The sequence below is a fragment of the Brucella pseudogrignonensis genome (genome assembly GCF_002252525.1).
GTDB lineage: Bacteria > Pseudomonadota > Alphaproteobacteria > Rhizobiales > Rhizobiaceae > Brucella > Brucella pseudogrignonensis.
The window spans coordinates 107,870-124,030 of sequence record NZ_NNRM01000039.1 but is presented as its reverse complement, the minus strand read 5'-3'; the positions used below and the strand labels follow the sequence as shown (position 1 = coordinate 124,030).

The following is a 16,161-nucleotide window of genomic DNA, read 5'->3' as shown; positions in this document are numbered from 1 at the left end:
TCTTCGCAAGCGCACAGTGACCGAACCTTCAAGGCGAGGCTTTGTTTCATGCCTCAGAGTCTTTTTCTGAACAAAGATCGGCTCGCGGGCGTAAATGATGGGCGCCATGCGCTTGCATAGACCCAATCAGCGCGCATCTCCAATCTGGATGGCAAGGTGAGATTGTGAAACTGTGCAGTTGACGTTGAACGGGTGGATGTTGGGTATCGTCGCGCAAAATGCGTGTGACTTATCCTTGCTGCTTGAGATTTGCGATCTTGGTGCTGAGCTGACAATGCAAACCTTGCGCGAGATAAGTCAGTTTGACGCGACCGCTGATTTCTCCTGCAAGCACGCGCTCGATGAGTTTGCTGCCGAAACCCTTGCCTTTGGGGGCTGAGACGCTGGGGCCGCCTTTTTCGTTCCAGATAAAATCGAGCTGCTGCAACGCTTGATCGTGGGACCATGTGACTTCAACAGAGCCGCCTGGCACTGACAGCGCACCATATTTCGAGGCATTGGTCGCAAGTTCATGCAGGCCCAGGGAAAAGGCCATGGCGGCGCGTGAAGAAACCTCGATCTTGGGGCCTTTGATGGAAAAATTAGCGAGACCGAAGGGCAGCAGCGCTTCTTCGACCAGCTTATTGAGTTCTGTTGCCTGCCAGACATCGGCGGTGAGAAGATCATGCGTGCGAGCCATGGCGCCCAATCGAGCCTCAAAGGTTTGATAGGCGCTTTTATGAGCCGGATTTCGAAAGGTCTGACGCGCCAATGCCTGAACGGTGGCCAGAACATTCTTGATACGATGTTTCATCTCGCCCAGAATTGCCTGTTGCAGCTGCTCGGATTTTTTTTGGTCGCTGATATCATGGGCGCTTTTGGAAGCACCGATAATGCGGCCACTGCCATCCCGGACCGGCGATACGGTCAATCGAACATCCAGTCGCGTGCCGTTCTTGTTGAGCCGCACTGTCTCATGGGGGGCGACCGCCACACCATGCGAGATCTTTTCGATGATCTCGACCTCTTCGTGCAATCTGTCGGATGGGAGCAGCATGGTGACTTTGCGCCCGATGGCCTCGGCAGCGCTGTAGCCATAAAGGCGTTCGGCGCCGTGATTCCAGCTGAGAATGCACATGTTAAGATCGGTGCTTAGAATTGCGTCATGGGAAGATGAAACGATTGCTGCCAACTGACTTTCGAGGTGTTGTGCGCGCAGTTGCTCGGTAATGTCGATAATGGTCCAGACCGCGTGCGTTATAGCGCCCGTTCCGTCGCGTACCGGGCTTGCAGCGCAGCTGACGGGCGTGTGGCGACCGTCGGCCCCGATAAGGGTGAAGCGCTGAACAAAGCTTTCCCCGCTTGTGAACAGCGCTTTGATGGAGGCCCGGTAAGCCGCCCGATCTGCAGGATCAAGCATGGCTTCGAGCGTGCCAGCCAGCATGGCTTCTTCACTGTGACCGGAAAGGGCGCAGAGCCGCGGATTGACCTTGATCATCGTGCCCGCGCGATCACTCAGAGCTATTCCCGCGTCGGTCTGCGAGAAAAGCAACTCCAGTCGCTGCTGGTTTTCGATGAGCTTCTGCTGCGCGACGACGCGCGCGGTGGTTTCATTGACGATGCAAAGAACACCTAACGCACCCTTTTCGGACGCACTGATCGGCGAATAGGAGATATCAAAATAAACTGTTTCCGGATAGCCGAAACGCTCAATGTGAAAAGGGCGGTTCTGTGCGGAGACGGTCTTACCAGTTTCAAGCACGGTTTTAAGCAAGGGTTCGAGATCATCCCACAATTCTGTCCAGTTTTCCTTCGCCGGTCCACCAAAGGCTGCGGGATGTTTTTGGCCGATGGTCGGACGATAGGCGTCGTTGTAAAGCGCGATGAACGCGGGGCCCCAGAAAATGACAATCTGCGCGTCGGACGGAAGAGCGAGGTCCAATGCGCAGCGCAAGGCAGACGGCCAGGTATCCAGTGGGCCGAGTGGGCTTTTTGACCAATCCATTGTCTGAAGAAGGCTCCGGCAGTCCGGTGTGTCTATCGCAGAGGCAAGGGCTTCCTCTCGCGCCTGGCAATCAACAAGCCTAGCTCCCTCTCGAATTCTGTTGCCGCTCACAGTCCACTCCACAATCGGAAATCCTGAAACAATATCAAACAGAAGAAGGACGCAAGATTAGCGCATTTTTGGAGAACGACAACAGGGGTTTCGATCTATCAGAAAGTCTCTTTGGTTGTCCTCAGTTGGTTGCTGTTGAGATGGAATGGAGGGAGTTGTCTTGATCGGGCGAAATCCTCGGCAAATAAGATGTCCTCTTCGGTGACGACTGGCACCGGATCGGACAGGATAGCGCGCAATGTCTCGACGTTGACGCTGTCATTCTGGAGTGCTGCTTGCAGAGCGCCACGGGTTTCGCGTTCAGCCCGTAGCAATGCTGCGAGCGCCAGGATCAAGCGATCTTTCCTGTCGATATTTCTCATCAAAGCCTCCATGCGCCGCGAATTGGCTGTTAACGAACAGCGCGAACCTTCGTTCCCTTGAAAAAGCTCGTGGTGGCGCCGATGACGTTTTGATCCGCGCCGCACGCTCTCCACGTGCGTGATTGCGCCACACGCGATCGCGATAGCGGTTCGAGGGATGATTTGAAGAGCGCACGAAAGCGGTAAGCCGCCTGAGGGAGGCGCAGCTCGCAATGCTTGCACTGCTGCACCCAAGTGCAATGCGTGGTCCATGGGGCATACGGGTTGCGGTCCAGGAGAACGTGAGTTCTCTGCAGTGTCGGTAGTCAACTTCAACGCTGAGAGGGCTCGCCAACGCTGCTAGGGAACCCCAATAGGGAACCATTGTCGAAGCGGTGGGTTGTCTCAGCAATGAGCAAGGCGCGGGCTCTCTGCCTTGATGTAATTGTTCCGTGTTCCAACAGGAGGGAGGAAAAGCAATGGGATGGTTGTTGTTCTGGATCGTATTGCTCGGTCTTCCTGTGTTGTTGGGCTTTGGCTTTGCCTTTGAAAAGATCTTGAAACGGGTTGGCAAAGCCAGTTCGCACGAGGATGGAGCGTGACAATGGCACCGCGGGCGACTTGGAAGGGACAGATCAAGATCGACGAGCTTTTATGTCCAGTCGCGCTTTATACTGCGGCCTCAACCTCGGAGCGTGTTTCGTTTCACCTTGTCAATCGGAAGACCGGCAATCGGCTTAATCGCGAATTTGTCGATAGCGATACCGGCAAGCCGGTCGCGCGTGAAGATCAGGTGAAAGGCTACGAAGTCGCCTCTGGGGCCTATGTGAGTTTCAGCGAGGATGAGATTGCAGCCGCAGTGCCTGAAAGCGACAAGACGTTGAATGTGCTGTGCTTTGTTGCCTGCGATGCAATTGATGATGTTTATCTGGACCGGCCTTACTATATCGCACCGACCGACGACAATCAGGAAGCGTTCACATTGTTACGCGAGGCGATGCAGCTGGAGAAAGTCGGCGCAATTGCCGAGGCGGTTTTATTTCGGCGCGCCCGCAAGCTGCTGATCCGCGCATATGATGACGGGCTTCTGGCGACCACGCTCAATTTTGATTATGAGGTGCGCTCAACAAAGGAAGCGTTCTCGGATATCGACAGTTTCAAGTTCGACGAGGAAATGCTCGAGCTCGCAAAGCATATTATCGATACCAAGATGGGCCGTTTCGATCCGGCGGGCTTTGATGACCGTTATGATGCGGCGCTTGCGGATCTGATAAAGGCCAAAATTGCCGGCAAGCCGTTCAAGAAACCGGCACAAACCAAGTCAGCGCAGGTCATCGATCTCAAGGAAGCACTGCGTAAGAGTGCTGGATTGGCGGCAGCTGCCAAAAAATCATCTCGCCCGAAGGCGGGCGGCAAGAAAGCTCCGGCTAAGCAGAGTAGTAGCAAAAAGGCGAGTTAGAGAGGCGCTCGATTCAACCAGCTGCGCCTTTATCAACCAGTGACTTGACTAGCGGTCCTTTGCTTTCGCGACCTTTATCTGTTGCTGACCGCTATTGTCGGCACATCGGACAATCGCGTGATGTTATTCTCAGACAAGATTTTCCTTTGTGATTTGGGTGAGAGCGGCCAGGAACGTGAGTGAGAGCTGCAACGCACGGCCAGTGCTATGGTGGACCGGCAGAGCTCTCTTCTCCGCCGCCTTAGTAAGGCTGGTTATAAGGCCGATGCTATTGAAACACAGTCTGACAAAAGACCTGCAGCGCTCCGCCTTTGCGCCTTCAAAGTGTGAACAAACTGAAGGCCTGCCTGGAAATATCGGGGGATTATGCCTTCCCCTCCTTCTCGAGACTTTTACGCAGGGCTTCCATAATATCGATCACATTGCCGCCGCGAGGCGCCTTGGTCTCGCGCTTTGTCTGGGCGCGGGGTTTGCTTTTCTTTTTCTTCGCTGCGATCATCCGCTTCAGGTTTTTTTGCACGGGATCTGTGAGCAGTTCCTCGTCCCAGTCCTGCGTCCGCTGCTGAATGAGACTGCGCACCATCGTCAGCATTTTCTTTTCGGGCTTGTCGGCGTCGACCTTGCTGAAATAGTCGTTCGCATCGCGTACTTCATCGCCGTAGCGGAGTGTCCAGAGCACAATGCCCTTGTCTCGCGGCTCCAGTAAGACAGCGCGCTCGCGCCGATACATCACTAGGCGTGCAAGGCCTGAAACCTCGGCGCTGTCCATTGCCTCGCGGATGACCGCAAAAGCTTCCGCCCCAATCTTATCGGCGGGCGACAGAAAATGCGGTTTGTCGTACCAGATCCAACCGATACTATCGCGCGGGACGAACCTGTCGATATCAATGGTTCGGGTGCTTTCGAGCGCGACTGCTTCAAGCTCCTCGTCCTCCAGAATGATGTAGTCACCCTCTGCTTTCTCGAAGCCTTTTGCCTGATCCTGATCGCGCACAGGCTTTTTGCTCTCCTGGTCTACGTAGCGAATGATCACTCGATTGCCGGTTTTCTCGTTCAGCGTATGGAAGCGCACGCGTTCGGCTTCACTGGTGGCAGGTCGCAGTTCGACGGCACAGGTGACGAGCGAGAGTTTGAGGTAGCCTTTCCAGAAAGGTCTGGGCACCGCTTTATCCTTTTCGCGTTGAGGTCCGAGTACTGGCCGGTTACCGGCCGAATTGCACATCGGGTTACGTGGTTGAACGCCTCAATGGGGGCTTGGTTCCGCAGCCGGGCTGAATCGGGAACCGGAAGCGACGCATTGCGTTAATGGCTGCAGGTTTCTGCTGCGCTAACCGTGCGAGGTGCCATTTGCTTGATCGATTGAACGCTTCTGCTACAGAGCCCGTGCCGCTTCTGGACTGCGAGCTGCATTATGTCAGCGACAGCGAACCCGGCATTCGAAGACAACGCTGCGGCGCGGGTTTTCGTTACAAAGCGATCGGTGCAGGCAAGGTCTTGCCGAAGGACATTGAGCGCATCAAGGCGCTGGCCATTCCGCCCGCCTGGGAGGATGTCTGGATCTGTGCCCATTCAAAAGGGCATATTCAGGCGACTGGCAGGGATCAGCGCGGACGCAAGCAATATCGCTATCATTCTACATGGTCTGCGATGCAGGGAGAGACGAAATTCTCCAGTCTTGCTGATTTTGCGAGCGTGTTGAGCAGTTTGCGCCAGCAGGTCGAGGCTGATATGCGGCGGCGCTCGTTCTGTCGTGAAAAAGTGATCGCAACGATTGTCTGGCTGATGGACCGGTTGCTTGTGCGCGTCGGCAGCCCCAATTATGCTCGTTCCAACAAGAGCTTTGGCGTGACGACCTTGCGCAACCGTCATTTGAAGACTGACGGCACCAGCTTGCGGCTGATCTTCAAGGGCAAATCGGGAAAAGATTGGAACCTGAAGATTTCCGACAGACGGATCGCCAGAATTATCCGCTCGCTGCAGGAACTCCCCGGTCAGCATCTGTTTCAATATCTCGATAATGAGGGACAGCGCCATGCGATCAGCTCGCAGGATATCAACGACTATCTTCGCGATGTGACGAAGGCCGACTTCACGTCAAAGCATTTCCGGACCTGGGCAGCGACCGCTTCGGCTGTGAAGGGATTGTCAGCCTTGCCGCGGCCAGAGAGCGCCGCGGCATCAAAGCGGGCGCTGAATGCGGAAATCGACAGGATCGCGCAGCGGCTCTGTAATACCCGCGCCGTCTGCCGGCGTTCCTATATTCATCCACTGGTGTTTGAGCAATGGCAGCAGGATCAACTGGCTGCAACGGTGCAAGCGGCCTCCAGCCTGCGTGTGGTGGCGCCACAGCTTGATCAGGATGAACGGACTGCCTTAAAATGGCTACGCCACGTCGGCACGGATATCAGCGCAAACGAGCGCTGAGTGCTATTGCTCAGATGACATCTGCGTTGCCGCAAAGGGCGTCGATAGGCTGAAATAGCCGCTTAAAACCTTACGGATTGGCGCGCGACAGCCGCAGCGATCGCAGCGCGTCTTCGCTGCTGGCGGAAAAGGGCAGCCACAGGACGAAGACGCCTCGGCCTCTTAGCTCTCCGCCTTGAAATTCTTGGCCTCTTCAAGCAATTTTTCGCGGTCACGGCCAAATTTTTCGATCAGCGCCTTGGCCTGAAGCGGCGACAGATCGGAGTTTTCAGCCAGAAACTTGATGTCTTCATCCTGGGTGAGCGGATCGGTGTGGTGAGATGTCATGCGTTTTTCTGCTCCAGTTGAAAGGTCGGTGCGTCAGATCCTTGCCTTGCTCAAGGCGATTGCATCTGTGGATCATCACCGTCACAAGCGCGGTCCCGTTTTGAAGCCGGGCGGTTGCAGACGGTCTTGGAAGTTAACCGCGCGCCGTACGGATTGTTCCGTCGGCTTATGGCTTGGGGGATGAACCCGCGCAGCACGCCGCTTTCTTCAGCTATCGAAAGGCTAAGAGGGCTGCGTCGCGATCTTCCTTGCCATTGAGCGCCTTGGCGAGAATTTCGGCGGCAATCTTGCTGAATGTGATGCCATTGCCACCATAGCCCATGGCGGCATAGACGTTGGGATGGCCTTCAATGGCTCCGATCATCGGCGTACCGGTCGGGGTTGAGCCAAAGGCGGCCGACCATTGATAAGCCGGCTTGCCGACATCACAGCCGATCAACCGGCTGATTTTGCGCGCAATTGTCTGGCTTTTTTGTGCGGCTTTCTGTGGATCCTCAAACGCCGTCTCAGAAGCTTCATCCTCGCCACCGGCGATCAGTCTGCCATCGCTCGCATTACGAAAATACAGATAGGGATCGGAGGCTTCCCAGACCAGATAATCGCGCAGCCAGGCGGGGGTGGGCTGTTGCTTTGCGCCGGCGATCGCCCAGGTCGAGATGATCTGGTGATTTTTATGGGCCAGCGCTTTGAGGAATTGATAGCCGGTGCAGAACACGACAGCGCCGGCGCTTATCACCGCGCCCTGCGCGGTGGCAAGAGCGACCTGCTGATTGAGGCTCAGAAAATCGGTGATTTCCATGTCACGAATGATTTCTATTCCACCTTTCAGGCAGTGCCGTAACAAACCTGCGGTCAACTGGGCGGGATTGGCGGAGGCCGACATATCGCTTTCGATCGCAGCCGTTCGGTCGATCGCAAAGCGTTCCTTCAAAATATGGGCATCAAGAAATTCAGCATGAAGACCGATCGCCTGCCGCGCCTCGACTTCCTGGCCAAGCGCGCGTGCGCCGTATTCGTCGCCGGCTAGATAAAGGGCCTTCTTGCGTTGCATCGAGCAATGGATATCCAGCTCGGCTGTCAGTTTGATCAAGGCGTCGACACTGTCCGCTGAGCGCTGCCAGATACGCTCGGCGGCGTTTGGTGATAAACGCTTCTTGAGCTTGAACAAGGGAACATCGATTTCATGCTGCAGCATTGCCGTGCTGGCCATTGTGCTGCCAAACACCGGGCGGCGGCGGTCAAAGATGGCGATTTTTCGTTTGCCATCCATGAGTGCCTGGGCGATCAGCGCGCCACTGATGCCGGCGCCGACCACCACGACATCATAGTGACGGCGCGACGGTTTTTGTCGCGTGGTGAGTGTAATTTTCGGGGTTGTTTCCCAATAGGGCTGGGACTGTCGCAATTGTCGCTTCTGCGTTGCTTCTTGTTGCGTCAAATTGATGTTCCTTCACGCGGCATTTTCGATTTTTAAACGCGCGTCGGAGCAATTGGTTCGATGGGTTGATCAATTCATCTGGAATTGTCGTCTGCCGCCATCAAAGGTCGTTCAAGGTTGGTCTCGGGCTGTTCCGGCAGCACAGGCTTGCCGGAACAGCTGATGCTGTTTTAACGCTGTTACGTCTTGGCCGCTTGCGCAAAACGTGGATCAAAGGTCTGGGCGAATGTGATCTTTGAATTGGCCAGTTCGGGATCGAGCGCCTTGAGCATGTTCATCATGCTGTCAAAACCATCGGCGGCGATGATGCCTTTTTGTGAATACATGGCGCGCGATTTCTCAAACCCGGTCTTATAGAGGGCGCGGTCACCCAGCAGGTATTCTTCCGGCACCGTATCGGCCACATCATCAGCGGATGCCTGGTGAATCCAGTTCAGTGATTTGACAAAGGCATTGACAACGCGCTGGGTGGTGACGGGGTTTGCGTCGATAAAGCTTTGCTGGACATAGGTGATGGCAGCCGGGTTTGTGCCGCCGAACAAGGCGCGGGTTCCGGCTTCCGTGCGGGTGTCGAGAAGGATCGAGATATCACCATCGACCTCGAGACGGGTGATGACCGGATCGAGGTGCACTAGGGCGGCGATTTCACCCTTCTTGACGGCTGCCACAGCGCTGGCGCCGCCGCCGACACCGATGATTGACGCGTCATCAGCCGCCAGGCCGTTCTTAATCAATGCATATTGCAGGAACAGCGAGGTTGAAGACCCTGGTGCGGTCACCCCGACATTCTGTCCTTTGAGGTCGGCAATGGTTTTGATGTCGTTGGCGAGGTCCTTGCGCACCGCGATGCAGATGCCGGGAAACTGGCCAAGTTCGCAGATTGCCTTGATATCCTGGCCGCGATTTTGCATGCGAATTGTGTGTTCATAGGCGCCGGTAACCACATCGACCGAGCCACCGATCAGAGCCTGCAGTGATTTTGCACCGCCGCCAAAATCATTGACGGTGACCGAAAGCCCTTCCTCCTTGAAGAAGCCCTTGCGCTCGGCAATGGTCAGCGGCAGGTAGTAGAACAGCGGCTTGCCGCCGACGCCAAACATCAGTTCCGGCTTTTCCGGGGTTGCCGATGCGTCCTGGGCATAGGCGGGCAGACGGGTTGCGAGATTGGCTATTCCCATCGCTGCTGCGCCGAGCAACAGATCTCTGCGGGTAAAATTCATGGCCTTCCTCCTTAAAATATGTTGAAGCGCCCGATCTCAGGCGCCGTTCGCGCTGGCGGTCTTGGGCCGCCAGATGAGCAATCGTTCCTCGACCAGGGAAACCACCCAGTCGATCAACAACACAAAGGCCGTTAGCACGAACATGCCGGCAAAGACGCCGGTGACATCGAACACGCCTTCAGCCTGATGAATAAGGTAGCCCAGACCTGCCGAGGAGCCGAGATATTCACCGACCACCGCACCGACCACTGCAAATCCAACGGCTGTGTGCAGGCTGGAGAACATCCAGGACAGCGCGGAGGGCAAATAGACATTGCGCAACAGCTGACGTTCATTCATGCCGAGCATGCGCGCGTTCGACAAGACGGTCTGGTTCACTTCCTTGACGCCCTGATAGACATTGAAGAACACGATGAAGAATACCAGAGACACGCCAAGCGCGACCTTCGACCAGATGCCAAGGCCTAGCCACAGCGCAAAAATAGGTGCAAGAACCACGCGTGGCAGGGAATTGGCGGCCTTCACATAGGGGTCAAAGATGGCAGCCAGCACCGGTTTGCGGGCGAACCAGAAGCCAATCAGCACACCGCCGGCTGAACCGATAAAAAATGCCAGCATCGCTTCAAGCAAGGTGATGCCGAGATGATACCAGATGGTGCCTTCGACAAACCATTTATAGATGCGCGCGGCGACATCGACGGGCGTTGAAAAGAAGAACTGGCTTTTTGCAGGGTTACCCAACAGATGGGTTGCGGTAAACACGTGCCAGACCAGCAGCAGAATGACCGCAACGCTCAGCTGAGCCAGGAATAGTGCCGGCTTTTTCATGCTCTTGCTCCGCTTGTCTGCTGATAGGCTTTAAGCACTTCGTCCTTCAGAGCGTTCCAGATTTCGCGATGGATGTCATGGAACGCGTCGAGCAGGCGAATTTCCGAGATTTCGCGCGGGCGCTCGAGCGGGATCCTATATTCGGCCATGATGCGGGCACGCGGACCGGCCGACATGATGACGACCCGATCGGCCAGCGCGATGGCTTCCTCAAGATCATGGGTGACAAACATCACCGCCTTCTTGTCCTGCGACCACAGATCCAGCAGAAGATCGCCCATGATGACGCGGGTTTGCGCATCGAGCGGTCCGAAGGGTTCATCCATCAGCAGATATTTGGGATTGCGGATCAGCACCTGCGCCAAGCCAACGCGTTTGCGCTGGCCGCCGGACAACATGTGCGGATAGCGATCCCCGAAATTCGCAAGTCCGACCTTGGTTAACCATTGCTCGGCCTTAGCGCGCGCATCGGCCTTCGCCGTCCCGGCGACTTCGAGGCCGATCGCCACATTTTCGAGCACGGTTTTCCATGGCATCAGTGCATCTTGCTGAAACAGATAGCCGGCCTTGCGATTAAGACAGCGCAGCGGCTGGCCTTCGATTTCGACGCGGCCACTGGCCGGCACCAGCAGACCTGCAACGGCATTGAGCAAGGTTGACTTGCCACAGCCGGTCGGTCCGACAATGGCGACAAACTCATGATCGGCAACCTGCAGATTGCTTTCCGCGACTGCGTCGAAGCGCTGGCCATTGGCGAGGGCGAAGGAGATCTGCACATTGTTGAGATTGATCGCTGGTAAGGGCAGGATGGTTTGCTGGCTCGCAGAAGAACTCTTAACCATGGTGGCATGGGCCTGGCTGGATATTGGCGCGGCTGGGATTTTCTCTCATAAACACTCCTCCAGGCGCGCGAAGCGGGGGGACTGCAGGACCGTCATTGCTCCTTTGCCATTGTCGCGCGCACGGCATTGATCAAAGGCCTACCTATACTGATCCGGCAATAAACTGCAATGCATTGCAGGCGGAGCTTTTTACTTTTTCTCAAAAGTGACGTGGATGCGACACAAAATTGCGTAGCTGCTTCTTGCCCATGAGCGCTGGATGATGGTCCGGGCAGCAATGGAGGACCGCGGGCGTGTCGAAAAGAAGGTGAGGTTGGGACCGTTTAAAAACAGCCGCAGATCCGGTGCGATGGCAGGAGGGCTCGCTTGCGCGCTGCGGCATGGCGCAGTTGCGACGTGGAACCCTTTGTGGTTTGCGCAAGCGGGTCGATCGCTTCGCATTTTCAGCGGTCGGGTGCCGCTTGATCATGGTCGTTGAAAGGGCTTGAACGAAGGTTTTATCCTGCGATTGGAGAAAGCTGGCGGCAGAGCGGGCGAGGCGGTAAAAGCAAGCCGCATGTCAATCCGGGATCCGGAGCGCAGATTTTTTGCGCAGCAACCGGCTTGAAAGCAAAAGCGTCATCGCAAGGTTTCGCCTCGCCCGATCAGCAAGGATCGGGCGAGGCGTGATGAGGGCGCTGTGATGGTGCGGCGCGCTTAGTAGTGAACCGAAAGGGCGTCGAGCGGAGTGGTTTTTGGCGGCGCGAACTTTGTCAGATCGATGCCTTCGACTGCTGCCTTATATTCCTCGGCACTTGGGGTTCGACCGAGAATGGCCGAGAGCACCACGACCGGGGTCGAAGCAAGCAGAGACTCTCCCTTCTTTTCGGCAGAATCTTCAACGACGCGGCCCTGAAACAGGCGGGTTGAGGTCGCAAGAACGGTATCCCCCTTCTCAGCCTTTTCCTGATTGCCCATACAGAGATTGCAGCCTGGACGCTCAAGATAGAGAATATTTTCATATTCGGTGCGCGCGGCATTTTTTGGCATCAGGTCGTCAAATTCGAAGCCAGAATAGCGCTGGAGGATTTCCCAGTCGCCCTCTGCTTTGAGTTCGTCGATGATGTTGTAGGTCGGTGCGGCGACGACAAGCGGGGCCTTGAACGACACCTTGCCTTCGTTTTTCTCAATGTTCTTGAGCATTTGCGCGACGATCTTCATATCGCCCTTATGCACCATGCACGAACCGACAAAGCCAAGATCAACCTTTTTGGTGCCGCCGTAATAGGATACCGGACGAATGGTATCATGCGTATAGCGTTTGGAGACATCGGCATTGTTGACGTCGGGATCGGCGATCATCGGTTCATCGATCAGATCGAGATCGACGACCACCTCAGCGAAATAATGTGCATTGGCATCGGGAGCCAGGGCAGGTTTTTCGCCTGAACGGATTTCGGCAATGCGCGCATCCGCCTTGGCGATCAGGCCACGCAGCGTTCCGGCGGCGTTTTCCATGCCTTTTTCGATCATGATCTGAATGCGGGACTTGGCGATCTCGAGTGACTGGATCAGCGTCTCGTCCTCGGAGATGCAGATCGATGCCTTGGCCTTCATTTCAGCTGTCCAGTCGGTGAAGGTGAAAGCCTGGTCGGCAAGCAATGTGCCAATATGGACTTCGATGATCCGGCCCTGGAAGACGTTGTCACCGCATTGCTTGAGCATCTGCGCCTGGGTTGCGTGCACGACATCACGGAAGTCCATATGCGGCTGCATACTGCCCTTGAACGTCACCTTGACAGATTGCGGGATTGGCATCGTGGCTTCGCCGGTTGCCAGCGCCAGAGCGACCGTGCCCGAATCCGCGCCAAAGGCCACGCCTTTCGACATGCGGGTATGGCTGTCGCCGCCAATGATAATCGCCCAGTCATCGACGGTAATATCGTTGAGCACCTTATGGATGACGTCGGTCATGGAATGATAGACGCCTTTAGGATCACGGGCGGTGATGAGCCCGAAATTATTCATGAAACTCATCAGCTTGGGGATATTGGCCTGGGCTTTCTTGTCCCAGACCGAAGCCGTGTGGCAGCCCGACTGGTAGGCGCCATCCACTAAAGGCGAGATCACCGTCGCCGCCATGGCTTCGAGTTCCTGAGCGGTCATCAGGCCGGTTGTGTCCTGCGAGCCGACAATATTGACCTTGACGCGGACGTCGGAGCCAGCGTGCAGAACCTTGCCTGGGGTTACACCGACAGCATTGCGATTGAAGATTTTTTCAACGGCGGTCAGGCCCTGACCTTCAACCGTGATTTCCTTGTTGGCAGCAAATACCGGAGTGACTTCGACGCCAAGGGTCTGGGCAGCAAATGTCTGCAGTTTCTTGCCAAACACGATCGCGTAGGAACTGCCTGCTTTCATGAACTCCATTTTTTGCGGTGTGAAGGCCGAGGCGACATCCACCAGAACATTGCCTTGCTCGTCACAGAGCTGCTTGTTCTTGACATTTATCTTCAGCACCGTTCCGGTTTCGACCGAGAATTGCTGTTCGAGGATCGGATTGCCGTCATTATTGAGGATCGGCTTTCCATCGTCACCGGTCTTCTTGGTCCAGTTTTTCAGATTGATACCGATACCGCCCGTCACATCGACGGTGGTCGCGAAAATCGGCGAAATACCGTTGGTTCCGGCGACGATTGGGGCAAAATTGACAAAGGGCACATAGGGGCTTGCCTGTTTGCCGGTCCAAAGGGCGACATTGTTGACGCCGGACATACGCGACGAGCCGACGCCCATGGTTCCCTTTTCGGCGATCATCATCACCCGCTTGTCAGGGTGCTGCTTCTGGAGCGCAACGATTTCCTGCTGTGCTTCGGGCGTGATCATGCATTGGCCGTGCAGCTGACGATCCGAGCGCGAATGGGCCTGGTTACCCGGCGAAAGCAGATCGGTGGAAATATCACCCTCGGCAGCGATGAATGTCACCACCTTGATCTCGTCATCCACTTCGGGGAGCTTGGTGAAGAACTCGGCCTTCGCGTAGCTCTCAAGGACGTCTTTTGCAATGGCGTTGCCGGCTTGGAAGGCGTCGCGCAAGCGGAACATGTCGGCGTCGTAGAGAAAGACCTGCGTCTTGAGGACTTCGCCCGCCTTGACGGCCAGGACGGCATCATCGCCCAGAGTGATGTCGAGCAGCACTCGGATCGATGGGCCGCCCTTCATGTGGGAGAGCAGTTCAAGCGCGAAGTCCGGAGAAATCTCCGCAACGTTCTTTTCACCCTGAATGATCTGTTTGAGAAACGCTGCCTTGACCGCGGCTGCGGCCGTGGTTCCGGGTAGCGTATTGTAAATGAAGAATTTCAGGGCGTCGGCGCGCAGCGGGTTTTCGGTATCTTCGATCAGAGCAATGATTTCCGCAACGAGCCCGCCATCATCGATCGGCTTCGGATCAAGACCTTGCGGTTGTCTGCTTTTGATCTCAGCCAGGTAATCCATGTAAAGGGTCATTGTGATCTCGACGCTCTATTTGAAGGGGCGCGAAAAGACTGCGCACCGCGTGATTGTTGCAGGTTTGCGGTTTTCATAAGGCTTTGAGCCTTGGCAATCAACATTGTTGTTGTGCACAGCCATCGTAGCCATAGCGGTTGTGTTGTCGCAGCTGGCCCATTGCTGGCTCTGGCGACGGCCCGTTCGACGGGCGCGCGCAGGGAGCATGATCGAAAGGAAATCGATGTGCAGATTCAAAGAGGATAGGGGAAAGCTGATATGGGTCTTGATACGGCACTGCTGTTGCTAAGTGCGGGGAATATTGCAGTTGTGCGCTTGCAATCGGGGGTTCCGCGCCCTGCAAGGAATCCGTTCTGTCAGTTCCAATCCGGGAACGAAGGCAATCGAGGTTAAATGCACTGGCTGGCGCGATTGAGGCAAAGGGACCGGAGATTTTGTGGCGGTTCGTGAGGACAATGGCTGGATCATCCTGGCACAATGCGGTGCCACGGCCGTCGGCGGCGACGAAGGTCAAGTATAATGAAGTGTCGTCGAAATTCTGGAATGGGGTCCACAGAACGCTTTCTGGACAGGGAACGGCTGCGGAGAATCTCGAAATGCTTGAGGTCGAACTGACGGAACTCGAAGGATCCGGCTGGTAGCGACGCATCAAGCGGCGTTCGGGTTCCCCAAGCGATCCGAACGTTTTAATCGAGGAGCAAGCAGAGCCGGAGGACGAGAATGGCAGAGACTTCGATTGATGTTTCACCCGCACGCGCAATCGGCCCGCGGCATTCTGATTTGAAGCGGGCGCGCATCCGCGCGGCCTGGCTGTTCCTGGCGCCGACCTTGCTTGTGCTTGCGTTGGTGGCGGGCTGGCCGCTCATGAGAACCATTTGCTTCAGCTTCACGAATGCATCGCTGACCAATCTCGCGGGCGCGGAATTTGTCGGCTTCAAGAATTACCTGTCCTGGGTAACGCTGAAGAGCGGGCGCACGGTCTATCGCGGACTTCTGGCGGATCCGGCGTGGTGGGGTGCGGTGTGGAACACCATCAGTTTTACCTTTATTTCGGTTAGTCTCGAAACCATTTTCGGCTTGATCGTGGCGCTGGTTCTCAATGCGCGTTTTCCGGGACGCGGGCTTGTAAGGGCAGCTATTCTGATCCCCTGGGCGATACCGACCATCGTCTCGGGAAAAATGTGGGCATGGATGCTCAATGATCAGTTCGGCATCCTGAACCATATTCTGCTCGGCCTGGGTCTGATCAGTCAGAAAATCGCCTGGACCGCCAATCCGGACACTGCAATTATTGCCATTCTCATCGTGGATGTCTGGAAGACAACACCGTTCATGGCGCTGTTGATCCTTGCCGGTCTGCAGATGGTTCCATCCGATATTTATGAGGCAGCACGGGTCGATGGCGTGCATCCAATCAAGGTCTTCTGGCGCGTGACACTGCCGCTGATCCGGCCGGCCTTGATGGTTGCTGTGATCTTCCGGATGCTCGATGCCCTGCGGATTTTCGATTTAATCTATGTTCTGACCACCAACAATGCACAGACCAAGACAATGTCGGTGTTTGCGCGCGAAAATCTTTTCGACTTTGACACATTCGCCTATGGCGCGACGGCATCGACGATGTTGTTTGTGATCATCGCGGCCATCACCCTCATCTACATGTTTTTCGGGCGTGTAAGTATTGCCAGTCGGGGGGAATGA

Annotated in this window: 12 protein-coding genes and 1 pseudogene; 4 read left to right on the top strand and 9 right to left on the bottom strand. The window is 55.9% G+C overall.

Features of this window, described 5'->3' with window-relative positions:
- Nucleotides 1-229: 229 nt before the first annotated feature.
- Together CEV34_RS16740 and CEV34_RS16735 are read right to left on the bottom strand one after the other, a co-directional pair.
- Nucleotides 230-1,984 carry a PAS domain-containing sensor histidine kinase gene (locus CEV34_RS16740; RefSeq protein ID WP_094544065.1) on the bottom strand — a complete coding sequence of 585 codons (1,755 nt, stop codon included), beginning with the start codon at nucleotides 1,982-1,984 and terminating at the stop codon, nucleotides 230-232.
- A gap of 209 nt (nucleotides 1,985-2,193) precedes the next feature.
- Complete coding sequence (locus CEV34_RS16735) at nucleotides 2,194-2,457, bottom strand: hypothetical protein (protein ID WP_094544064.1); 264 nt, start codon at nucleotides 2,455-2,457, stop codon at nucleotides 2,194-2,196.
- Nucleotides 2,458-3,040: 583 nt separating this feature from the next.
- On the opposite strand from CEV34_RS16735, the gene ku (CEV34_RS16730) reads away from it, so the two are divergent.
- Nucleotides 3,041-3,895: a non-homologous end joining protein Ku gene (gene ku, locus CEV34_RS16730; RefSeq protein ID WP_094544063.1), complete on the top strand. Its 855-nt coding sequence runs from the start codon at nucleotides 3,041-3,043 to the stop codon at nucleotides 3,893-3,895.
- 364 nt (nucleotides 3,896-4,259) lie between these two features.
- Here the strand turns inward: ku (CEV34_RS16730) and ku (CEV34_RS16725) are convergent, their stop codons facing one another.
- Nucleotides 4,260-5,057 carry a non-homologous end joining protein Ku gene (gene ku, locus CEV34_RS16725; protein ID WP_094544182.1) on the bottom strand — a complete coding sequence of 266 codons (798 nt, stop codon included), beginning with the start codon at nucleotides 5,055-5,057 and terminating at the stop codon, nucleotides 4,260-4,262.
- A gap of 185 nt (nucleotides 5,058-5,242) precedes the next feature.
- Between ku (CEV34_RS16725) and CEV34_RS16720 the strand changes: the two genes are divergently transcribed.
- Nucleotides 5,243-6,319: a DNA topoisomerase IB gene (locus CEV34_RS16720; RefSeq protein ID WP_094544062.1), complete on the top strand. Its 1,077-nt coding sequence runs from the start codon at nucleotides 5,243-5,245 to the stop codon at nucleotides 6,317-6,319.
- A gap of 162 nt (nucleotides 6,320-6,481) precedes the next feature.
- Here the strand turns inward: CEV34_RS16720 and CEV34_RS27085 are convergent, their stop codons facing one another.
- The 6 genes from CEV34_RS27085 to CEV34_RS16685 form a co-directional block, all read right to left on the bottom strand.
- Nucleotides 6,482-6,646, bottom strand: a complete 165-nt coding sequence (locus CEV34_RS27085; protein WP_085982995.1) for a hypothetical protein — start codon at nucleotides 6,644-6,646, stop codon at nucleotides 6,482-6,484.
- A gap of 211 nt (nucleotides 6,647-6,857) precedes the next feature.
- Nucleotides 6,858-8,084, bottom strand: a complete 1,227-nt coding sequence (locus tag CEV34_RS16715; protein WP_094544061.1) for an NAD(P)/FAD-dependent oxidoreductase — start codon at nucleotides 8,082-8,084, stop codon at nucleotides 6,858-6,860.
- Nucleotides 8,085-8,263: 179 nt separating this feature from the next.
- Nucleotides 8,264-9,304 carry an ABC transporter substrate-binding protein gene (locus tag CEV34_RS16710; RefSeq protein ID WP_007881185.1) on the bottom strand — a complete coding sequence of 347 codons (1,041 nt, stop codon included), beginning with the start codon at nucleotides 9,302-9,304 and terminating at the stop codon, nucleotides 8,264-8,266.
- A gap of 36 nt (nucleotides 9,305-9,340) precedes the next feature.
- Nucleotides 9,341-10,132: an ABC transporter permease gene (locus CEV34_RS16705; protein ID WP_007881184.1), complete on the bottom strand. Its 792-nt coding sequence runs from the start codon at nucleotides 10,130-10,132 to the stop codon at nucleotides 9,341-9,343.
- A complete protein-coding gene (locus CEV34_RS16700; RefSeq protein WP_094544060.1) occupies nucleotides 10,129-10,974 on the bottom strand; it encodes an ABC transporter ATP-binding protein in 846 nt (281 codons plus the stop codon). The genes CEV34_RS16705 and CEV34_RS16700 overlap by 4 nt, the downstream gene beginning before the upstream one ends.
- Before the next feature lie 696 nt (nucleotides 10,975-11,670).
- Nucleotides 11,671-14,460: a bifunctional aconitate hydratase 2/2-methylisocitrate dehydratase gene (locus CEV34_RS16685; protein WP_094544058.1), complete on the bottom strand. Its 2,790-nt coding sequence runs from the start codon at nucleotides 14,458-14,460 to the stop codon at nucleotides 11,671-11,673.
- A 470-nt stretch (nucleotides 14,461-14,930) separates the two neighbouring features.
- On the opposite strand from CEV34_RS16685, the pseudogene CEV34_RS16675 reads away from it, so the two are divergent.
- Together CEV34_RS16675 and CEV34_RS16670 are read left to right on the top strand one after the other, a co-directional pair.
- Nucleotides 14,931-15,101 (top strand): annotated as a pseudogene (locus CEV34_RS16675) (ABC transporter substrate-binding protein); the annotation flags it as partial.
- Nucleotides 15,102-15,180: 79 nt separating this feature from the next.
- The gene (locus tag CEV34_RS16670; protein WP_094544056.1) at nucleotides 15,181-16,161 is read left to right on the top strand and encodes a carbohydrate ABC transporter permease; all 981 of its coding nucleotides are present in this window, start codon (nucleotides 15,181-15,183) and stop codon (nucleotides 16,159-16,161) included.